19 protein-coding genes and 2 tRNA genes are annotated in these 19,357 nt (G+C 61.3%); 10 read left to right on the top strand and 11 right to left on the bottom strand.

Features of this window, described 5'->3' with window-relative positions:
- The 3 genes from AC3IYG_RS14825 to rdgC form a co-directional block, all read right to left on the bottom strand.
- Positions 1 to 1,332, bottom strand: coding sequence for an IS4 family transposase (locus tag AC3IYG_RS14825; RefSeq protein WP_489309617.1), 1,332 nt, complete (start codon positions 1,330 to 1,332; stop codon positions 1 to 3).
- A 114-nt stretch (positions 1,333 to 1,446) separates the two neighbouring features.
- A complete protein-coding gene (sugE, locus tag AC3IYG_RS14820; protein WP_489309615.1) occupies positions 1,447 to 1,761 on the bottom strand; it encodes a quaternary ammonium compound efflux SMR transporter SugE in 315 nt (104 codons plus the stop codon).
- Positions 1,762 to 1,970: 209 nt separating this feature from the next.
- Positions 1,971 to 2,891: a recombination-associated protein RdgC gene (gene rdgC, locus AC3IYG_RS14815; protein WP_489309613.1), complete on the bottom strand. Its 921-nt coding sequence runs from the start codon at positions 2,889 to 2,891 to the stop codon at positions 1,971 to 1,973.
- Between the two features lie 160 nt (positions 2,892 to 3,051).
- Here rdgC and AC3IYG_RS14810 point away from each other — a divergent pair.
- From AC3IYG_RS14810 to AC3IYG_RS14780, 7 genes are all read left to right on the top strand, one after another.
- Positions 3,052 to 3,127, top strand: a tRNA-Val gene (locus AC3IYG_RS14810).
- A gap of 18 nt (positions 3,128 to 3,145) precedes the next feature.
- Positions 3,146 to 3,222 (top strand) — tRNA-Asp (locus AC3IYG_RS14805).
- Positions 3,223 to 3,416: 194 nt separating this feature from the next.
- Positions 3,417 to 4,136 carry a BamJ family beta-barrel-assembly machinery protein gene (gene bamJ, locus AC3IYG_RS14800; RefSeq protein ID WP_489309611.1) on the top strand — a complete coding sequence of 240 codons (720 nt, stop codon included), beginning with the start codon at positions 3,417 to 3,419 and terminating at the stop codon, positions 4,134 to 4,136.
- A gap of 365 nt (positions 4,137 to 4,501) precedes the next feature.
- Positions 4,502 to 4,951: a YkvA family protein gene (locus tag AC3IYG_RS14795; RefSeq protein ID WP_489309609.1), complete on the top strand. Its 450-nt coding sequence runs from the start codon at positions 4,502 to 4,504 to the stop codon at positions 4,949 to 4,951.
- Between the two features lie 158 nt (positions 4,952 to 5,109).
- A complete protein-coding gene (locus AC3IYG_RS14790) occupies positions 5,110 to 5,436 on the top strand; it encodes a helix-turn-helix domain-containing protein (protein ID WP_489309607.1) in 327 nt (108 codons plus the stop codon).
- Positions 5,433 to 5,798, top strand: coding sequence for a hypothetical protein (locus AC3IYG_RS14785; protein ID WP_489309605.1), 366 nt, complete (start codon positions 5,433 to 5,435; stop codon positions 5,796 to 5,798). Before AC3IYG_RS14790 ends, AC3IYG_RS14785 begins: the two co-directional genes overlap by 4 nt.
- Positions 5,799 to 5,801: 3 nt before the next feature.
- Complete coding sequence (locus AC3IYG_RS14780) at positions 5,802 to 6,269, top strand: SEL1-like repeat protein (protein WP_489313920.1); 468 nt, start codon at positions 5,802 to 5,804, stop codon at positions 6,267 to 6,269.
- Between the two features lie 3 nt (positions 6,270 to 6,272).
- On the opposite strand, the gene AC3IYG_RS14775 is transcribed toward AC3IYG_RS14780, so the two are convergent.
- Both AC3IYG_RS14775 and AC3IYG_RS14770 read right to left on the bottom strand, forming a co-directional pair.
- Positions 6,273 to 8,033: a bifunctional diguanylate cyclase/phosphodiesterase gene (locus AC3IYG_RS14775; protein ID WP_489309603.1), complete on the bottom strand. Its 1,761-nt coding sequence runs from the start codon at positions 8,031 to 8,033 to the stop codon at positions 6,273 to 6,275.
- A gap of 93 nt (positions 8,034 to 8,126) precedes the next feature.
- Positions 8,127 to 10,208 carry a carboxy terminal-processing peptidase gene (locus tag AC3IYG_RS14770; RefSeq protein WP_489309601.1) on the bottom strand — a complete coding sequence of 694 codons (2,082 nt, stop codon included), beginning with the start codon at positions 10,206 to 10,208 and terminating at the stop codon, positions 8,127 to 8,129.
- A 137-nt stretch (positions 10,209 to 10,345) separates the two neighbouring features.
- Between AC3IYG_RS14770 and AC3IYG_RS14765 the strand changes: the two genes are divergently transcribed.
- The 3 genes from AC3IYG_RS14765 to ahpF all read left to right on the top strand — a co-directional run bounded on the left by AC3IYG_RS14765 (position 10,346) and on the right by ahpF (position 13,734).
- Positions 10,346 to 11,308, top strand: a complete 963-nt coding sequence (locus tag AC3IYG_RS14765; RefSeq protein ID WP_489309600.1) for an NAD(P)H-quinone oxidoreductase — start codon at positions 10,346 to 10,348, stop codon at positions 11,306 to 11,308.
- A gap of 181 nt (positions 11,309 to 11,489) precedes the next feature.
- Positions 11,490 to 12,053, top strand: a complete 564-nt coding sequence (gene ahpC, locus AC3IYG_RS14760; protein ID WP_489309598.1) for an alkyl hydroperoxide reductase subunit C — start codon at positions 11,490 to 11,492, stop codon at positions 12,051 to 12,053.
- Between the two features lie 124 nt (positions 12,054 to 12,177).
- On the top strand, positions 12,178 to 13,734 hold the full coding sequence (gene ahpF / locus AC3IYG_RS14755) for an alkyl hydroperoxide reductase subunit F (protein ID WP_489309596.1): 1,557 nt from the start codon (positions 12,178 to 12,180) through the stop codon (positions 13,732 to 13,734).
- Positions 13,735 to 13,910: 176 nt separating this feature from the next.
- On the opposite strand, the gene AC3IYG_RS14750 is transcribed toward ahpF, so the two are convergent.
- From AC3IYG_RS14750 to AC3IYG_RS14725, 6 genes are all read right to left on the bottom strand, one after another.
- Complete coding sequence (locus AC3IYG_RS14750) at positions 13,911 to 14,564, bottom strand: HAD family hydrolase (RefSeq protein ID WP_489309594.1); 654 nt, start codon at positions 14,562 to 14,564, stop codon at positions 13,911 to 13,913.
- Positions 14,564 to 15,553, bottom strand: a complete 990-nt coding sequence (locus tag AC3IYG_RS14745; protein ID WP_489309592.1) for an ABC transporter ATP-binding protein — start codon at positions 15,551 to 15,553, stop codon at positions 14,564 to 14,566. Before AC3IYG_RS14745 ends, AC3IYG_RS14750 begins: the two co-directional genes overlap by 1 nt.
- Positions 15,550 to 16,341, bottom strand: a complete 792-nt coding sequence (locus AC3IYG_RS14740; RefSeq protein ID WP_489309590.1) for an ABC transporter permease — start codon at positions 16,339 to 16,341, stop codon at positions 15,550 to 15,552. Before AC3IYG_RS14740 ends, AC3IYG_RS14745 begins: the two co-directional genes overlap by 4 nt.
- Positions 16,328 to 17,170 (bottom strand): ABC transporter permease, encoded by an 843-nt coding sequence (locus AC3IYG_RS14735; RefSeq protein WP_489309588.1) that lies wholly within the window; start codon positions 17,168 to 17,170, stop codon positions 16,328 to 16,330. The genes AC3IYG_RS14740 and AC3IYG_RS14735 overlap by 14 nt, the downstream gene beginning before the upstream one ends.
- Positions 17,167 to 17,973, bottom strand: coding sequence for an alkaline phosphatase family protein (locus AC3IYG_RS14730; RefSeq protein ID WP_489309586.1), 807 nt, complete (start codon positions 17,971 to 17,973; stop codon positions 17,167 to 17,169). Before AC3IYG_RS14730 ends, AC3IYG_RS14735 begins: the two co-directional genes overlap by 4 nt.
- A 90-nt stretch (positions 17,974 to 18,063) precedes the next feature.
- The gene (locus AC3IYG_RS14725; protein ID WP_489309584.1) at positions 18,064 to 19,122 is read right to left on the bottom strand and encodes an ABC transporter substrate-binding protein; all 1,059 of its coding nucleotides are present in this window, start codon (positions 19,120 to 19,122) and stop codon (positions 18,064 to 18,066) included.
- Positions 19,123 to 19,357: the final 235 nt, after the last annotated feature.

The raw sequence follows: 19,357 nt of genomic DNA, 5'->3' as shown, positions 1-19,357 counted from the left end.
TCACTTAAGCGGAGCAGCATTGCGGTTAACTGGGTAACGGGTCTTGGAAATTTTCACCGTCCTTGGTCGTGATGGCCTTGGACGGTGATCCAGAAACAACCCTCCGATGCCCGCCCGCAAAGCCGACAAGCGTCTACCTGTTGCCGACAGTGGATTGGCAGCGGCCATCACGATCAGCTGCACGGCGATGTACTGGCAAGCCGGCTTGAAGCGTATATCGGACGGGGTGCGTCCAAACGCTACCGCCGCCTGACTCGCCTCCCGACGAATGATGTTGTAGGCCAGCAGCAATCCCCAAACTTCCTGGTAGATCAGGTCAATCTTCTTGCTGCGCAGGGTTGCGGCATTCTGCTGCATGGAGCTTTTGATATCCCTGAAGCCCAGTTCAATTTCCCAGCGCTCCTGGTACAGCTCTGCAACGGCTTCGGCGCTGTAGGCGTCGGCCGGTAGCGAGGTCAGGACGGTTTTCACTTTGCCCTGCACTGCATAGCTGACTTCACGCACGTCCCAGTAGGTTGGTAGGTCTGGGTTACGCTTTCTCGCCTGCGGTGAAACCTTCATACGCAGCAGGCGATCCTGCTTGCCGTAACGGATCACCTCCTCGCTGATCAGGCCCTGACGAGCGGGGATCAACCAGTGTCGGTTGTCACCGGCCGTGGCCACTTTCAGCAGCAAATCAGCACTCCAGAAGCCTTTATCGAACAACGTGACCGAATGGTTGGGGATCTGTTGCAAAAACTCATCGGCCAGGCGCATTTCACTGCGCCGATAGGGGCTCAGCTGGGCATTCAGAATCAAATGGGAGCGCACATTCATCAAGGCTACAAGACGCATCATGGGGAAGGGCGTCTGGCGCTCGGTGGAGGTATTGCCAGACCCGAAATGGTCCCGTAGTTCAGGCGTATCGGGCGTGCGCATGAGTGCCCCGTCCACGGCAAAAACCTGCAGCCCCCGCCAGGTGTCATCGCTATAGCGTTCGCCTCCCCATTGGCTGCCAGTTTTGCGGAACAGCCACTCGACCGGCTCGGCGCCAAGCCGCTTGCGAGCCTCAGTGACACCACTTTTGGCCAGCAAGCAATCCGAAGCCAGTCCCTGGGCACAAATGTTTAGACGCCTGGCCACCTCATGGACAGGCTCATCGCGGAAGAGCGCCATGCCTAGCACCAGCCAGAGCACCTGATCGGCAGGTAGCCGACGACGGCGGATGGTGGCCTGAGAGGAAAGATCAAGCGCGGACGCCACCCACTCGATTGGGATGTTCTGGGTGAAGGTGCTCAGGTCGGAGAAGTTGAATAGCTCGCCCAGATCGAGCAGATGCTGTTGGAAAGACATAAAAAATCCGATACCAGGAAGACTGGCATCGGATTCTCGGGGAAGCCCGGCTGGCGTTCAAATGCTTAAGTGAACAGCATTACGCCAATTGGCGGGCTTTTTATCTGCCGTCGATCAGTGGCTGAGCTTGAGGCCGAGCAGGCCGCAGACGATCAGTGCCACGCTGGCCAGGCGGATCAAGGCCATGGATTCACCGAACAGGATGATCCCTGCGATGACCGTGCCTATTGCGCCCACGCCAGTCCAGATTGCATAAGCGGTGCCCAGCGGCAGTTCTTTCATGGCCAGCCCGAGCAAGGCCAGGCTGACGATCATCGCGGCTATGGTCAGTGCCGTCGGCAGGGGACGGGTGAAGCCGTCGGTGTATTTCAGGCCGACAGCCCAGCCGACTTCAAACAGGCCGGCGAAAAACAGAATGATCCAGGACATGGTGACCTCCAAGGGTACGACTATGGATAGGGCCGTCCCCGTGTGGTCACTCAGCGAGTGGTAAGGTCGTCCTTACGCTGTGCGTTATTTTGCACATCCCGCCGAACAGAGCAAGTCCGGTGGGATGAGCGGGTCAGGTGATGTATTGCGGGGTTTTTCCTGCTGGCGCGCGCATGTGGCGAAGGCGGCCAGCCAGGTGCGTGTCGAAGTCAGATGCCTTGCGGGATCTCTTCGCCGCCAAGGGCTTCGAACAGCTCCGGCAGGAACTCGCCGAATGTCAGCATCATCAAGGTGAAGCTGGCGTCGAGCTGGCCCAGGGCCTCATCGCCACCGTCTTGCTCGGCCTGGTCCTGCAGCAGGTCTTCGAAGCGCAGGCGCTTGATGATCATCTTGTCGTCGAGCACGAAGGACAGCTTGTCCTGCCAGGCCAGCGACAGTTGAGTGACCAGCTTGCCGGAGGACAGGTGCAGCTGAATCTCTTCGCTGGTCAGGTCCTGACGTTTGCAACGCACGATGCCGCCATCTTCCTGGGTGTCGCGCAGCTCGCATTCGTCGAGCACGGTGAAGTTGTCGGCGGCTTTCTGGGTTTTGACCCAGTCGGTCAGGGTCGCGGTCGGGGCGATTTTTACCGAAAGCGGACGTACCGGCAGCGAGCCGGTGGCTTCGCGCAGGGTAGAAAGCAGGTCTTCAGCGCGTTTCGGACTGGAGGCGTTGACCAGAATCAGCCCCTGCTTCGGTGCGATGGCGGCGAAGGTGGACGAACGACGGATAAAGGCCCGCGGCAGGAAGGCCTGGATGATTTCATCCTTGAGCTGGTCGCGTTCCTTCTTGTAGACCTTGCGCATTTGCTCGGCTTCGATCTCGTCGACCTTCTCCTTCAGGGCATCGCGTACCACGCTGCCTGGCAGGATGCGGTCTTCCTTGCGTGCGGCGATCAGCATGAAGTCCTGGCTGACATGCACCAGGGGCGCATCCTCGCCTTTGCCGAAGGGGGCGATGAAGCCGTAAGTGGTCAGCTCCTGGCTTGCGCAGGGGCGGGCGGGCTTGGCGGCCAGTGCGGTTTCCAGCGCTTGCGCATCGAACGGCAGATCTTGGGTGAGGCGATAGACGAGCAGGTTGCGGAACCACATGAGGGGTGCATCTCCATTAACGCAAAGCGCGCATTATTCTCCCCTTGGCGTCATTGGCCAACCCTGCGCTAAGCCTTTGGAACGGCAGTAAAAATTATTTTAAAAAGCGCTTGCCAGGGGGCGGGTCGCTCCGTAGAATGCGCCCCACTTCGAGAGTGAAGGGTGATTAGCTCAGCTGGGAGAGCATCTGCCTTACAAGCAGAGGGTCGGCGGTTCGATCCCGTCATCACCCACCATAACTTTTGTAGTTACGCGCAGCGGTAGTTCAGTCGGTTAGAATACCGGCCTGTCACGCCGGGGGTCGCGGGTTCGAGTCCCGTCCGCTGCGCCATTTTTTCCTCGCTTTACCCGCGCTTCATCCCGTCTTCGCTCTGCCCCATCTTGTTCAAATTCGCTTAAAACTCTTTTAAACACCTGAACTTATCGGCATTTTCCCGTTCGTATCCCGGTAGCCAGTGATTACGGCAGCCTGCTAAGCTCGCGTCTTCACTCGATTGCCCTTTAGCGCACGAACAAGGAATTAGCATGAGACAACATCGTTTAGCGGCGGCGGTGGCCCTGGTTGGCCTGGTGCTCGCGGGTTGCGATTCGCAGACCAGCGTAGAGCTCAAAACCCCGGCGCAAAAAGCCTCCTACGGCATCGGCCTGAACATGGGCAAAAGCCTGGCTCAGGAAGGCATGGACGACCTGGACTCCAAGGCTGTTGCTCAGGGCATCGAAGACGCCGTCGGCAAGAAAGAGCAGAAGCTGAAAGACGAAGAGCTGATGGAAGCCTTCGCCTATCTGCAGAAGCGTGCTGAAGAGCGCATGGCCAAGGTCAGCGAAGAATCGGCCGCCGCCGGCAAGAAATTCCTCGAAGAGAACGGCAAGCGTGAAGGCGTCACCACCACCGCTTCCGGTCTGCAATTCGAAGTCGTGAAGAAAGCCGACGGCGCTCAGCCTAAAGCCACCGACGTAGTGACTGTGCACTACGAGGGTAAGCTGACCGACGGTAAGGTGTTCGACAGCTCCGTAGAACGCGGCAGCCCGATCGATCTGCCTGTAAACGGCGTGATTCCGGGTTGGGTTGAAGGCCTGCAACTGATGCACGTCGGCGAGAAGTACAAACTGTACATCCCGAGCGAACTCGCTTACGGCGCGCAAAGCCCGAGCCCGACCATTCCGGCCAACTCAGTGCTGGTATTCGATCTCGAGTTGCTGGGGATCAAAGATCCGGCCGCTGCTGCTCCTGCTCCACAGCAATAAGCACCTGGCTTTATCCCAACGCCCCGTCTCGACGGGGCGTTGTCGTTTCTGCCAGCCTGAGAGCGAACCTGAAGCTGACTGCGGGGTCTGAATGAGGGTGAGCACGCTGCGGGTGTTACGGTTATGCACATTACGCGAATTTCTCTCATCGCCTTCAGGTGACACATTAGTACCACCTTTTGTTTTTTATTAAGCTTATGATTTTATTATGTTTTTTGTTCTGATTAAAAAATGCCCGATCTGTAGCGAGGCCGCATGGGCTGGGCATTTGCTCGGCTGATTGAAAATTTGTTCACAAGGTTATCCACAGCTTCAGTGGATAACCCAGCGAGCCCAGTGACTACGCGGGTTGTCGAGGAGTGAAGATGAGCGCACCGAAGGGTTTTGCCCGTTACCTGCCGTTGGCCCGGCGTTTTCTGATCCGTGGTCGGTTACCGGCCTTACTGATTGCGGTGGCGCACAAGAGCTCCGCGCAGGGTGGGCGGTTGGGTGCATTGAAGGAGGATCTGCGTCTGCTGCTGGCGCTGTGCGTGGCCTGGTGGCGTGGCGAGTACCGGGCGATCAGCTCGCAGGCGTTGCTCTCGGTAGTGGCCGCGCTGGTGTATTTCCTCTCGCCGCTCGATGCGATTCCCGATGGTTTGCTGGGGCTGGGTTTTGTCGATGACATCGCGGTGCTGGGCTGGTTGATGCGGACCTGGAGTGGCGAGCTGGAAGCGTTCCGCAGGTGGCGGGCGACGCGCACGCCGGAGCAGCAGCTGGCTCTGGAACAGTTGCCGCCGGCAGCGCCGCAGGCACCCGAGGTGTCGCCTCGCTGAGCCTGCTGTGTCGCTCATGCCGTGTGCCGAGTTGTGTGTCCAATCGGCATTGCAGCGAGCCGCATAGATCACGCCCGAAGGTCTACTTGGCCTGATAAGATGGCAGCCAGCAAGGAAGGTGCTGAAGCTGTCGGCACTGCTTTCCATGGAGAGTTGTGATGGATGTGCAAGTGATCATGCGGGACGGCGAAGCTGAATACGCCATTTTACCCTGGCCTGAGTATCAGGCCTTGTTGCAGGCCGCGGGCCGCAGCGCGGTGGCCACGGTTATACCTGCAGCGGTGCCGCCCGTTGTTTCTGCGCTGGCGGAGCTTGGCGCTTTGCGTGAGGGCAAGGGTTTGTCGCTCGAGGAGCTGGCGCGCATTGTGGGCATCAGCCCGCACTACCTCACGATGATTGAAAGTGGCGAACGCGAACCGGATGCGGCCATTCGTCGTGCCCTGGCGCGGGCGCTGGGCATCAGTGGGTGGGAGTCGCAGACTTGAGCGTACGCATTAGTCGCCAGCATTGGCAGGCGCTTCTCAATGAGCTTGAAGATGCGCGCCGTCAGCGCCATCTGCTGACCTATCGGGCGCTGATCGAGCGCCTGGAGCTACCGACCCCGGCCATGCAGACCCTCACGGCGGCCCTGGAGCATCTCGCGGCCCTGGATGCCCGCGCCGAGCAACCGTTGCGCAGCGCGCTGGTGATCAGCCAGGGTGCGAGTCGGCTGCCGCGCACAGGCTTCTTCGAGTGTGCCGAGCGCCTTGGGCGTTTCACTGGCCCGTCTGACGGGATCGCCGCGGCGTCCTGGCACGCTGCCGAAGTCGTGCGGGTGTTCGAGCACAGTTACGCCGAGGAGGCGTGAGTGCTGCTCTGGCGCTTGCGTGCGCGGGTGGGTTACCTGCTCGCGCGGCGCCTGTTCCATTGGCCGTGGCTGGTTCGTCAGCCCCGGGGCTGGGCGTGGATGGAAGGGCAGTTCGCCCGCATGGCGGCGCTGGGCGATGCGCCCGCACAAAGTTTCTACGGTCATCTGCTGCTGTTTCGCGGGCGTGGTTTCGGCGCGCGCGAGGAAGGCATTCGCCTGTTGGCTCTGGCCGCTGAAGCTGGCGAGGCCAAGGCCGCTTATCAGTTGGGCGCACTCAGCCTGGCGGGTGACACCCGCGCTGCTCCGGATGGGCCTGCAGCTGCGCGTTGGTGGGTGTTGGCTGCTGGTGCAGGGCATCCCCTGGCGGCCCAGCGCTTGGCTGAGCTCTATCGGCAAGGCGGCCACGGGCTGGCCGCCGATGCCGAACAGGCCGCACGCTATGCACAGCGCGCGCTCGAGCTGGGGCTCTGAACCTCAGATCGAAAGCTTTTGCGTGTTGATGATATGCAGGCTGTAACCCGGTACCTCTTTGGCATGTCGCTTGGCTTCCGAGGCCAAGCCGGCCAGCTGCGCGGCGTCCAGTTGTGCGCAGTTCTCCGGATGCAGATGCACCACCCCTAACGAAAGTGATAGCAGCGGGAATTCTTGCCGCTGGCCCTGACGGTTGTGGGCGATAAAGCAGCCGGCTTCCAGGTGTTCGGCGTTGTAGAAGCGCCGGCACTGGCCCTGAAAATCTTCGAGCAGGTAGTTCAGGCGCGCACGCCAGTCTTCCGACCCCAGTACCAGCAGGAAGTCGTCGCCGCCGATGTGGCCGACGAAATCGCGCGCCGGATCGACGCGCTCGCTCAGGCACTGCGCCAGGCAGAGCAGCACTTCGTCGCCTTTGGCGTAGCCGTAGAGATCGTTGAAGGGCTTGAAACTGTCGATGTCGACGTAACAGATCACTGCCTCGCGGGCTTGCTGCAACAACCGGGTCAGGCATTGCTGAATCGGTACGTTGCCGGGCAGCAGCGTCAGTGGGTTGGCATAGCGCGCCTGTTGAATCTTCAGCTCGGTGATCAGTTTGAGCACATCGATCACGCGGCCCAGGCCCTGGTAACGGCCGTGCAGGGTGATGATGAAGTCTTCCTCGATGCGTTGCCGTGCGCGGCTGGTCAGCAACCGGCTGACTTTCTGCAGGGATTGGCCCAGCTCCACGGCGAGAAAATCCGTGCTCATCAAACGACTGATCGGCTTGCGCGCGAACAGGTCGGTGGCGAAGGGCTTGAGCAGGGCATCGGACAGCGAGTGGCGATGGACAATGCCAACGGGCTGCTGCTCTTCGTTGAGCACGGCCAGCGAATTGAGGTTGGCCTGTGCGCGGAAGGCTTCCAGCACTTCCGCGATCGGCAGGTGTTGGGCAACGGCCGGTTGTTCGTTGAGCAGGGCGCCGAGGTCGCTGCCTTCCTCACTCAGGGCTGGCGCGTTGGACTCGAGCTTGGGCAGCAGGCTGCGGGCATCGCGCGGCGGGAGCTCCTGGGGACGGCTGAGCAGGTAACCCTGAACCAGATCGACACCCATCTCCGCCAGCACCGCCAGCTCCTCGATCAGCTCGATGCCTTCGGCAATGACCTGGGCGCGTGAAGCTTTGGCCATCTGCAGGATCGAGCCGACGAACTCGCGTTTAACGGCGTCCTGGTGGATGCCGTCGATAAAGTGCCGGTCGATTTTCACGTAATCCGGGCGCAACTCGGACCACAGGCGCAGGCTGGAGTAACCGGCACCGAGGTCGTCGAGGGCAATGGAGAAGCCCATGGCGCGGTAATGATGCAGGGCGGTGTAGAGCAGGCCGAAGTCTTCGGTTGGCGTTTGCTCGGTCAGCTCGATCACCACCTGACTTGGTGGAATCCCGTAGGCCTGCAGCAGTTGCAGCGTGCGCCCGGGTTGGTGGGTGGGCTCCAGCAGGGACTCTGGCGAGACATTGAGAAACAGTTTGCCGTCCAGTTTGAGCTCGCTGAACCTCTGGCAGGCGCTCTTGCGGCAGGCCAGCTCCAGCTCACCCAGGCGCCCGGCGTGGCGGGCCACGCCGAACAGGTTGACCGGTGAGTGCAAGGGGCTGTTGGACGGACCGCGGGTCAGGGCTTCGTAACCGAGTATGCGGCGTTCGGAGAGTGAAACTATCGGTTGGAACAGGCTGTGCAGGTCGCCGTGAGCGAGGATTAGGCCTAGCGCGCTCAACTGCTCGGTGACGGTCATGGTGGCTCTCGATGTCCTGAAAAAGCGAAGGGGCTGATATCGCTATCAGCCCCTTATTTCACGACAGATTGATGACTCTTTGATGACGTCCGATCAGTGTTTGGCTAGCGTCGAGTTCAATCCCAGGTAGTCGAGCAGGATCTGCCCGGTTTCCGAGAGGTAGGCATCGTCTTCGGGCTTGAGCTTTTCGTCTTCCACTGGCAGGGCGTCCTCGTCTTCCTTCTTCAGCTCTTTCAGTGGTTCTTCGCCCTTGGCTTGGCGTCGGGTGTTTTCCATGGTCAATTGCTGGCCTTCGATGTCGGCATGTTGTGCCCGACGCTTGACCTCGTTGAGGCTGACGGTGGTCTCGTGGCTCAGCTGCTGCGCCAGTTCGAGGCGGCCGCGGGTAAAGGTGAAGTCCGGGTCTTTGGCTACGCGTGCATCATGGCGGGCCTTGAGTTCGACCAGGAAAGGCTTGAACGGGTCGGTCTCCGGCTTGATCGCCGGGCTGATGCTGTCCCACGGCATGGCTTCGGGCAGTGCGCTTTCACCGATTTCCTTGGTGTCGACAACCGCCGGATACGCGATGTCTGGCAGTACGCCCTGGTGCTGGGTGCTTTGCCCGGACACGCGATAGAACTTCGCCAGGGTCAGCTTCAGCTCGCCATGGTTGAGCGGCTGGATGGTCTGCACCGTGCCTTTGCCGAAGGTCTGGCCGCCAAGGATCAGGGCGCGGTGGTAGTCCTGCATGGCGCCGGCGAAGATTTCCGAAGCCGAGGCGGACAGGCGGTTGACCAGCAGCGCCATCGGGCCGGTGTAGTAGGTGCCTGGGTTTTCGTCGGCGAGCACGTCGACGCGACCGTCACTGTTGCGCACCAATACGGTGGGGCCCTGGTTGATGAACAGGCCGGTCAGTTCGGTGGCCTCCTGCAGGGAGCCGCCGCCATTGTTGCGCAGGTCGATGACGATGCCGTCGACCTTGTCTTTCTGCAGTTCGGCGAGCAGACGCTTGACGTCGCGGGTGGTGCTCTTGTAGTTCGGGTCGCCTGCGCGGAAGGCTTTGAAGTCCAGGTAAAAGGCCGGGATCTCGATCACGCCGAGTTTGTAGTCACGGCCATCGTGGGACAGTTTGAGGACGGATTTTTTCGCCGCCTGCTCTTCCAGTTTGACCGCCTCGCGGGTGATCGCGACGATCTTGCTGGTCTGGTCGTTCGGGCCATTGCTGGCCGGCACCACTTCCAGGCGCACCACCGAGCCTTTCGGGCCGCGGATCAGCTTGACCACTTCATCCAGGCGCCAGCCGATCACGTCGACCATTTCGCCGTTGCCCTGGGCAACTCCGACGATTTTGTCCGCCGGGGCGATTTGCTTGCTTTTTTCTGCCGGGCCGGCCGGCACCAGGCGCACGACTTTGACGGTGTCGTTGTCGCTCTGCAGCACCGCACCGATGCCTTCGAGCGACAGGCTCATATTGATGTCGAAGTTTTCCGCGCTATCCGGCGACAGGTAATTGGTATGCGGGTCATAGGACTGCGCAAAAGCATTGATATAGGCCTGGAAGATATCTTCGCTGCGGGTTTGCACAAGGCGCGAGAGCTGGTTCTTGTAGCGTTTGGTGAGCAGCTCCTGAATCGCAGCAGGCTCTTTGCCGGCGATTTTCAAGCGCAGGACTTCGTCCTTCACCCGTTTGCGCCAAAGTTCGTCCAGCTCGGCTGCGTTTTTCGCCCAGGGGGCTTTTTCCCGGTCCACTTCCAGGCTTTCATCGACACTGAAGTCGAAGCTGCCGATGCCTTTGTCGAGCAGGGCCAGGGCGAAGTCCAGGCGCTGCTTCAAACGGTCCAGATGACGTTTGTAAATGGTGAAGCCAGGGTCGAGGTCACCGCTTTTCAGCAGATCGTCGAATTGGTTGCGCCATTGGTCGAACTCTTTGATATCGGCTGCGGTGAAGTAGCTGCGTGCCGGGTCGAGCAGCTTCAGGTAGCTCTCGTAAATGATCACCGAGCGCTCATTATTCAGCGGTGGCTTGCTGTAATGATGACGCTTGAGCAGTTCCACCACATTGAGGCTGGCGATCACCTGCTCACGGTCGGGTTGCAGGCCGTCCCAGCTGTTGGCGGCGGTGGTACTCGCGGCCAGCGGCAAAGCACTGAGGCCGAGGAGCAGGACGAGAGCGGTGCTGGGGAGTAAGCGCTGCATGCTGAGTCGACGCGGGGGCAGTTGATAACGCATATTAGGCCGTCTTTGAGTGCGCCGGTTCAATTCGACCCCGGCGGCAAAATGCAAATAACCCGATGTGTACACCGGGCTCAGTCCAAACTCACTATGGAGGCAGCGTGAAGGCATTGCAAGGCGTTGAAGGACGTGTGGAATGGGCGCAACGGCCAAGCCCGGCGTGCGATGTAGGGCAAATTCGCATTCGGGTGGCGGCTGCGGGCCTCAATCGAGCCGATTTGTTGCAGCGCGCGGGTCTTTACCCGGCACCGCCAGGGGCTAGCGACATCCTCGGGCTGGAATGTTCCGGGGTGGTCAGCGAGGTTGGCGCCGGCAGTGCCTGGCAGGTTGGCGACCGGGTGTGCGCGCTGCTCGCTGGCGGCGGCATGGCCGAAGAAGTGGTGATCGATGCGCGGCATGCGCTGCCAGTGCCGGAAGGCCTGTCTCTGGCAGAGGCCGCGGCGTTGCCGGAGGTCTATGCCACCGCCTGGCTCAATCTGTTTCAACTGGCCGGGCTCAAACCGGGCGAAAAGGTGCTGTTGCATGCTGGCGCCAGTGGCGTCGGCTCGGCGGCTATCCAGTTGTGCAAAGCCTTCGGTAATCCCTGCTGGGTCAGCGTGGGCTCGGCCGCGCGGCTGGCCTATTGCGAGTCGCTGGGCGCCCAGGGCGGGGCCATTCGCGACGAAAGCCTGGAAAGCCTGCGTGATTTCGGCCCGTTCGATGTGATTCTCGATCCGGTCGGCGGCAACTATGCGGCGTTGAACCAGCAACTGTTGGCTCAGGAAGGGCGCTGGGTGTTGATCGGGCTGATGGGCGGCCGCGAGGCGTCGTTGGATCTGGCGGTGGTGTTGGCGAAGCGCCTGCAGCTCTGTGGCTCGACGTTGCGTAGCCGTGACGAGCAGTTCAAGGCCGATCTGCTCAGTGATCTCGGTCAGCATGTCTGGCCGCTGTTCGCCGAAGGGCGGCTCAAACCGCAGTTGGAGCGCAGCTTCGCTGCCGGCGATGCCGAAGCAGCCTTCGCGGCGCTGGCCAGCAATCAGGTGGCAGGCAAGGTGGTGCTGCTGTTGGATGAGTCGCTGACCTAGGTTCGGGCGGGCCGCGCAGGTTGAGGCGCTCAGCCACAACCTGCAGCCTTCGCCAGACATTGCATGAGCATGGAGCGATTTAGTAAACCAATCGTTACCATGCTTTCAATCAATAAGCTGTTTTGGACAGTTCGACCTAAGATCCCTCCTGTGAATTTTCCCACCCAGAAGGATTTAGCGAATGTCCCTGATCAACTCCGAAGTCAAACCGTTCAACGCCACTGCTTTCCACAACGGCAAGTTCGTTGCGGTTTCCGAAGCCGATCTTAAAGGCAAATGGTCCGTGGTGTTCTTCTACCCGGCCGACTTCACTTTCGTTTGCCCGACCGAACTGGGCGACCTGGCCGACAACTACGCCGAATTCCAGAAAATGGGCGTGGAAATCTACGGTGTGTCCACCGACACCCACTTTACCCACAAAGCCTGGCACGACACTTCTGAAACCATCGGCAAGATCCAGTACCCACTGATCGGCGACCCGACCCAGATCATTTCGCGCAACTTCGGCGTGTTGATCGAGGAAGCAGGCCTGGCTGACCGTGGCACCTTCGTGATCGACCCGGAAGGCAAGATCCAGATCGTTGAAATCAACGCCGGCGGTATCGGCCGCGACGCTTCCGAGCTGCTGCGCAAGGTCAAAGCCGCCCAGTACGTGGCTTCCCACCCGGGCGAAGTGTGCCCTGCCAAGTGGAAGGAAGGCGAAGCGACTCTGGCCCCGTCCCTCGATCTCGTCGGCAAAATCTAAACCACGACCTAAAAGTCGTATGCGCTGCGGGGTCACCACCTGGCCCCGCACTGCCCGAATGCCCGGGCGTGATCCGCTCGGGCATTTTTTTCTCTGAATTTCATGAAATAGGGATACCGCTATCATGTTGGACGCCAATCTTAAGACCCAGTTGAAGGCCTATCTGGAAAAGGTCACCCAGCCGTTCGAGATCGTCGCTTCCCTCGATGACAGCGACAAATCCCGTGAACTGAGCGGCCTGCTGCACGACATCGTCAGCCTGACCGACAAGATCACCCTGCGCGAGGACGGCAGCGACACCCGCAAGCCGTCCTTCTCGCTCAATCGCCCGGGGGCGGACATCAGCCTGCGTTTCGCCGGCATCCCCATGGGCCATGAATTCACCTCCCTGGTGCTGGCACTGCTGCAGGTCGGCGGCCACCCGTCCAAAACCGCTGCCGATGTGATCGAGCAGATCGAGGGCATCGAGGGCGAATTCAACTTCGAGACCTACTTCTCGCTGTCCTGCCAGAACTGCCCGGACGTGGTGCAGGCGCTGAACCTGATGGCCGTGCTCAACCCCAACATCCGCCACGTCGCCATCGACGGTGCGTTGTTTCAGGGTGAAGTCGAGCAGCGCCAGATCATGTCAGTACCGAGCATTTACCTGAACGGCGAACTGTTCGGCCAGGGCCGCATGGACGTGGAAGAAATCCTCGCCAAGATCGACACCGGCGCGTCCGCCCGCGATGCCGAGAAACTCAACGCCAAGCACGCCTTCGACGTACTGGTGGTCGGCGGCGGCCCGGCTGGTGCGGCGGCGGCGATTTATGCGGCCCGTAAAGGCATCCGCACCGGTGTTGCCGCCGAGCGTTTCGGCGGTCAGGTGCTGGACACTATGGCCATCGAGAACTTCATCTCGGTACAGGAAACCGAAGGGCCGAAACTGGCCCGCGCGCTGGAAGAGCACGTCAAGCAGTACGAGGTCGACATCATGAACCTGCAGCGTGCCAGCGCGCTGATCCCGGCCAAGGCCGCGGGCGAGTTGCACGAAGTGAAGTTCGAGAGCGGCGCCTCGCTGAAAGCCAAGACCGTGATCCTCGCCACCGGTGCGCGCTGGCGTGAAATGAACGTGCCCGGCGAGCAGCAATACCGCAACCGTGGCGTGGCCTATTGCCCGCATTGCGATGGCCCGCTGTTCAAGGGCAAGCGCGTGGCGGTGATCGGCGGTGGCAACTCCGGTGTCGAGGCGGCCATCGACCTGGCCGGTATCGTTGCCCATGTGACCCTGATCGAGTTCGACAGCCAGTTGCGTGCCGATGCGGTGTTGCAGCGCAAGCTGCACAGCCTGGCGAACGTCAAGGTGATCACCAGTGCGCTGACCAGCGAGGTCACAGGTGACGGGCAGAAGGTCAACGGCCTGGTCTACAAGGACCGCACCAGCGGCGAGTTGCATACCCTGGAGCTGGAAGGCATCTTCGTGCAGATCGGCCTGTTGCCCAACTCCGACTGGCTGAAAGGCACCGTGGAGCTGTCACCGCGCGGCGAGATCATTGTCGATGCGCGTGGCGAGACGTCGCTGCCGGGCATCTTCGCCGCCGGTGACGTGACCACTGTGCCGTACAAGCAGATCGTGATTGCCGTGGGTGAGGGCGCCAAGGCTTCGCTAAGCGCTTTCGACCACCTGATCCGCTCGGTCTGACCGGGCAGCATCACAGCCAAAAGCGGATAGCCTCAGGGTTATCCGCTTTTTATTTATGGGGCTGATTTTTGCCGGGAACAATCCTTTCTCACCGTCGATGTCAGGCTGCCAAACGCAGGAGCGGGCCATGCTCGCGATGCCCGTATTGCTGTTTCTGCGGGCATGGCTGAAGTCCGTCAGTGCCAGCTCAGAATCGGCCAGCCGGCCTGCTCGGCATGTTCACGCAACACCGGGTCGGGGTTGACCGCGTGGGGCTTGCTGACTTGTAACAGTAGCGGCAGGTCGTTGCGCGAGTCGGAGTAGAAGCTGGAGCCTTCCAGGGATTCCCCTTCGGCTTGCAGCCAGGCCTGCAAGCGCGTGACCTTACCTTCGCGGTAGGTCAGCACGCCCCGGGTTTTGCCGCTGTAGCCGCCGTGCTGCTCTTCCAGGTCGATGGCCAGCACTTCTTCGATGCCGAGCCGCTCGGCAATCGCGCTGACCAGAAAGTGCGCGGAGGCGGAGATCACCAGTAGCCGATCGCCGGCCTTGCGATGCTTGGCCAGGCAGGTGCAGGCGTCGCTGTAGATCAGTGGCTCGATCACATCCTCGACGAAGGGGGCGACCACAAAGGCCACTTCTTCGGCGGTGCGCCCGACCAGCGGGCTCAGGCTGAAGGCCATGTAGTCCTCCATCGCCAGTTTGCCTTCGGCATAAGCGGCCATCAGCTCGGCATCGCGGCGTAGAAAGGATTCGCCGTCGACCCAGCCGAGTTCGGCCATGTGCCGGCTCCACAAACTGGCGCAGTCGCCGTCGATCAGGGTTTCGTCCAGGTCGAAGATTGCCAGGGCCATCACGCCACCTCGCGTATAGCGGCAGGGTCGATTGACAGGCCAAGGCGTTGGCCAGCGTTGTGCATGTCGTCGGCCGAGCGATTCAGCACGTCGACCATCAGTTCAACCCCTCGGGCCTCGACACGGTAGCGAATCACGTTGCCGAGCAGGCTGTGACTGCGGATTTCGGCTTCGATGTCGCCGCTGCCGCCCAATCGGATAGCTTCCGGGCGGATGGCGATGCGGCTGGTCACCGGACGTAGCAGCAAACGGCTGGCCGCCGCGGCGTCGAGCAGGTTGTAGTTGCCGATAAAACCCGCGGCGAACAGATCGGCCGGCGCGGTGTAGAGGGTTTCGGCGTCGCCGCTCTGGACGATGCGGCCCTGGTTCATCAGGAAAATCCGGTCGGACATGACCAGGGCTTCTTCCTGGTCGTGGGTGACGAAGATGGTGGTTAGGCCAAGCTCGCGCTGGATCTGCCGAATCTCTTCGCGCAGGTGTTTGCGAATCCGCGCATCCAGCGCCGACAGCGGCTCATCGAGCAGCAGCAGGCGTGGCCGGGTGACCAGCGAGCGGGCCAGGGCCACGCGCTGGCACTGGCCGCCGGACAGTTGATGCGGGTAGCGGTTGGCGAAGTCACCGAGCTCGACCAGCCCGAGCACTTCGTCGACGCGCTTTTGCGCAGCGCTGCCGGCGACTTTCTGCATGCGCAGGCCGAAGGCGATGTTCTGCTGCACGGTCATATTGGGGAACAGCGCGTAGCTCTGGAACACCATGCCGATGCCGCGTTTCTGCGGCGAGAGCGGTACCAGGTCCTGGTCGTCGAGCAGGATCTTGCCGCCGTTGACTTCGGTCAGGCCGGCGATGCAGCGCAGCAGGGTGGATTTGCCGCAACCGGACGGACCGAGCAGGGTGACGAACTCGCCCTTGCCGATTTCGCAGTTGATGTCGCTGAAAATCGAGGTGGCGGCGTAGTGCTTGTGCAGCCCTTGGATGGAAAGAAAACTCATGAATTATCCTTGTTCAGCCGATTCGCCGCCCAGGTGAAGACCAGTACGAAGAAGAAGTAGGAAATCACCAGCGCACTGTTGAAATGGCCGCTGCTGTTTTTCATGTTGTTCAGGTAGACCTGCAGGGTTTCGTAGCGGGTGCCGACCAGCAGGTTGGCGAAGACGAACTCGCCGAACAGGAACGAGAACGACAGGAACAGCGAGACCATCAGGCCCTTGCGCAGGTTCGGCAGCACCACCAGCAGGGCGGCTTTCCAGGTGCTGGCGCCGAGCAGGTGGGCGGCGTCCATCAGATCCGGCAGGTTGATCGCCTGCAGGTTGTTGGTGATCGCCCGGTACATGAACGGCAAGGCCACGGTGAAGTAGCAGCCGATCAGAATCCAGGGTGTGCCGACCATGGCCAGCGGGCCGGAGCCATAGATTTGCAGCAGGCCCACGGACGACACCACCGGCGGCACCGCGAAGGGCAGCAGGATGAGGATGTTCATCAGCGCGTCGAGCTTGGGGAAGTGGTAATGCACCACGAACAGCAGCGGCAGGATCAGCAGCACCGAGAACAGCAGGGCAGCGACGCAGACCAGCAGCGACTGGCCGAAGGCGGCGAGAAAACGCGCATCGCTCCACAGCGCCAGGTACCACTTGAAGGTCAGGCCGGCCGGCAGGATGGTGGCCGACCAACTGGTGGACAGCGAGTAGAGCAGGGTGCCGGCCAGCGGCAGGAGCAGAATCAGGAATAGCAGCCAGACCACCGTGCGGTGGTAGAGGCCGACGGCTTCAATGCGCGACATGGTAGCTCCTCTTCAGCAGCCACTGGTGGGCGGCGGTGATCACCACCATCAACCCCACCAGCACCATCGCCAGGGCACTGGCCAGGTTCGGGTCGAGGGAAATGTCGCCGGCGACCATCGCCGCGATGCGGATCGGCAGCACGTTGAAGTTGCCGGTGGTCAGGGCATAGACGGTGGCGTAGGCGCCCAGCGCGTTGGCCAGCAGGATGATGAAGGTGCCGAGCAGCGCCGGGGTCAGCACCGGCAGGCCGATATGCCGCCAGAACTGCCAGGTGCCGGCGCCGAGCAGCTCGGCCGACTCGCGCCAGTCTTCGCGCAGGGCGTCGAAGGCCGGGTAGAGCAGCAGCACGCCGAGGGGAATCTGGAAGTAGGTGTAGAGCACGATCAGCCCGGTCTTGGAATACAGGTTGAAGTCGTCGATCACGCCGCTCTGCTTGAGCAGGATGGTCAACGCGCCGTTGAAGCCGAGGATGATGATGAAGGCGAAGGCCAGCGGCACCCCGGCGAAGTTGCTGGTCATGTTGGAGAAGGCCATGACGAAGTCGCGCAGCTTGCTGTCCACCTTGCGCAGCGAATAGCTGCCGAGGATGGCGATGAGGATGCCGATCAGGCTCGACCAGAAGGAGATCTGCAGGCTGTGCTTGATCGCCTGCAGGTAGAACTTCGAGCTGAAGACCTTGGCGTAGTTGCCCAGGCCCCAGCCGTCGGCGCTGTTCAGGCTGTTGATCGCCACCCAGGCTAGCGGTGCGATCTGGAAAGCGATGAAAAAAATGGCAAAGGGCAGCAGGCAGAGCAGGGCCAACCATTTGCCACGGGTGACTGAATTCACTTCAACAGCTCCCGGCATACAGGTTTGTCGTGGGGCACGCCGAGCAGCTCGCAAATGGTGCCGCACAGTTCGGTCTGCTTCGGCTGGGCCAGGCTGTCGAGGCTGAAGGCGTCGCCAATCACGAACAGCGGCACCTCACGCTCCTCGGCGAGCAGGCCGTTGTGCGAGCGATCGTTGTTCATGCCGTGGTCGGCGGTCACCAGCACCTGGTAGCCAGCGTCGAGCCAGCGTTGCAGGTATTCGGCCAGGATGATGTCGGCGATCCGCGCGCTGTTGCGGTATTGCGGCGTATCGAGGCCGTGCTTGTGGCCGGCATCGTCGATGTTCATCGGGTGCACCAGGAGAAAATCCGGGGCATGACGCAGGCGCAGGCTTTCCGCGTCGGCGAACAGGTGCGAATCCGGGTAGTGGTCAGCGTAGTAGAAGTGTCCATGCTGGATCGGCAGTTCCGGCGCGTCGGTATGGCGGTCGCGGGCGGCATTGAACGGCGAGCGGTTGTACAGCTCGCTGACCCAGTGATAGGCCGCCGCCGCAGTCGTGCGCCCGGCAGCGCTGGCGTAATGGAAGATGCTGCGCTGGTTGGACAGGCGCGAGACATCGTTATGCACGATGCCGCTCTCGATCGGCGCAATGCCGGTGAGGATGCATTCGTAGAGCGGACGGGAGAGTGCCGGCAGCTCGCATTCGAGCTTGTACAGCGCGGCCCGGCCCGCACCGCAGTAGGCCTGAAGGTGGCCCAGCGCATGCTGGGCCACCCCATGGTTCAGGCCATCCAGCAGAACCAGGATGACGTTGTGTTTCATAACACGTGTACCTTGCTTTTCGTGGGGCGCCGGCCATGCGGCCGGCGCTTGGAACCTGCCCCGCCGTGGGGCAGATGCCTGGGCACGCTGTTATTCCATATTGATGATGACGTGTTCCTGCCACAGACCCGGCAGGGCCTTGGAGGTCGCTTCCCAGGCCTTGGCGTCCTTGATCGGCTGGACCTTGGCGTATTGCGCGTTCGGCAGCAACTTGGCCTGTACGTCGGCCGGCAGGGTCAGGTGCTCGGCACGGATCGGACGGGCATTACCCTTGGCCAGGTTGATCTGGCCGGCATCGCTGAGGATGTACTCGCGGGCCAGCTTGGCCGCGTTGGGGTTCTTGGCGTATTTGTTGATGATGGTGGTGTAGCCGGAGATCACCGAACCATCGGAGGGGATCAGCACGTCGAAGCGACTCGGGTCGATCTGATCACGGTAACTCAGGCCGTTGAAGTCCCAGACGATGCCGACTTCGACTTCACCCTTCTCCAGGGTCTGGATGGTCGGGTTGGACAGCGACAAACGGCCCTGTTCGGCGATCTTGGCGAACAGATCGAGGCCCGGCTGGATGTTCTTCTCGTCACCACCTTTGGCGATGGCCGCGGCCAGCACGCCGTTCACCGCTTGAGCCGCGGCGCTGACATCGCCGATGGCGACCTTGTACGTGCCTTTCTCCAGGTCAGCCCAGGATTTCGGCGACTCTTTCACCAGTTGCTTGTTGATGATGAAGGCGATGGAGCCGGTGTAAGCCAGCATCCAATGGCCGTCGACATCCTTGGCCCAGGCCGGGATCTGTTCCCAGGTGCTCGGCTTGTAGGGCAGCGTTACGCCCTGTTGCACGGCGATAGGGCCGAACGCTGCACCCACGTCGCCGATGTCGGCGGTGGCGTTGTCTTTCTCGGCGGCGAACTTGGCGATTTCCTGCGCCGAGCTCATGTCGGTGTCCAGGTGCTTGAGGCCGTAGAGCTTGTTCAGGTCGACCCAGGTGTCTTTCCAGTTGGCCCAGCTATCGGGCATGCCCACGCTGTTGACCGCGCCTTCGGCGCGGGCCGCTTTTTCCAGGCCTTTGAGGTCTGAGTCCGCCGCCATGGCCGCGTTGGCCAGGGCAATGGTCGATCCTAAGAGTGAAGCTAGCAACAGGCGTTTCATTCGACGCTCCTTCGTTGTGAAAGTGTTGGTCTAGATCAGCAATAGCCAAGCCAAGTTAGCCTGATTGAATGACAGTTTTGTGTCGACAACGCTATGGTCGCGCCGCGCATGGCCAAGCCAAGGTGCGCGCTAAACAAGCGTAGACCATGGTTAAGTAGCTGATTTATCAGCCGTAGATTAATTTTCTGCGTGACTTGCCGCCCGCAAATACAGCTGAATGTCATCCAATAGTCAT

It is taken from the genome of Pseudomonas sp. KH_027, from assembly GCF_057838565.1.
Note: the sequence above shows the minus strand (reverse complement) of the source record. Positions and strands in the feature narration are given on the sequence as shown.

Excerpts from the sequence above, each read along its gene's own strand:
- AC3IYG_RS14740 (WP_489309590.1), bottom strand. The coding sequence starts at position 16,341 with ATGTCGCGCATTGAAGCCGTCGGCCTCTACCACCGCACGGTGGTCTGG.
- AC3IYG_RS14795 (WP_489309609.1), top strand. The coding sequence starts at position 4,502 with ATGAGCGCACCGAAGGGTTTTGCCCGTTACCTGCCGTTGGCCCGGCGT.
- AC3IYG_RS14775 (WP_489309603.1), bottom strand. The coding sequence starts at position 8,033 with ATGACCGTCACCGAGCAGTTGAGCGCGCTAGGCCTAATCCTCGCTCAC.
- AC3IYG_RS14730 (WP_489309586.1), bottom strand. The coding sequence starts at position 17,973 with ATGAAACACAACGTCATCCTGGTTCTGCTGGATGGCCTGAACCATGGG.
- rdgC (WP_489309613.1), bottom strand. The coding sequence starts at position 2,891 with ATGTGGTTCCGCAACCTGCTCGTCTATCGCCTCACCCAAGATCTGCCG.
- AC3IYG_RS14790 (WP_489309607.1), top strand. The coding sequence starts at position 5,110 with ATGGATGTGCAAGTGATCATGCGGGACGGCGAAGCTGAATACGCCATT.
- sugE (WP_489309615.1), bottom strand. The coding sequence starts at position 1,761 with ATGTCCTGGATCATTCTGTTTTTCGCCGGCCTGTTTGAAGTCGGCTGG.
- AC3IYG_RS14745 (WP_489309592.1), bottom strand. The coding sequence starts at position 15,553 with ATGAGTTTTCTTTCCATCCAAGGGCTGCACAAGCACTACGCCGCCACC.
- AC3IYG_RS14750 (WP_489309594.1), bottom strand. The coding sequence starts at position 14,564 with ATGGCCCTGGCAATCTTCGACCTGGACGAAACCCTGATCGACGGCGAC.
- bamJ (WP_489309611.1), top strand. The coding sequence starts at position 3,417 with ATGAGACAACATCGTTTAGCGGCGGCGGTGGCCCTGGTTGGCCTGGTG.
- AC3IYG_RS14770 (WP_489309601.1), bottom strand. The coding sequence starts at position 10,208 with ATGCAGCGCTTACTCCCCAGCACCGCTCTCGTCCTGCTCCTCGGCCTC.
- AC3IYG_RS14725 (WP_489309584.1), bottom strand. The coding sequence starts at position 19,122 with ATGAAACGCCTGTTGCTAGCTTCACTCTTAGGATCGACCATTGCCCTG.
- ahpC (WP_489309598.1), top strand. The coding sequence starts at position 11,490 with ATGTCCCTGATCAACTCCGAAGTCAAACCGTTCAACGCCACTGCTTTC.
- AC3IYG_RS14825 (WP_489309617.1), bottom strand. The coding sequence starts at position 1,332 with ATGTCTTTCCAACAGCATCTGCTCGATCTGGGCGAGCTATTCAACTTC.
- ahpF (WP_489309596.1), top strand. The coding sequence starts at position 12,178 with ATGTTGGACGCCAATCTTAAGACCCAGTTGAAGGCCTATCTGGAAAAG.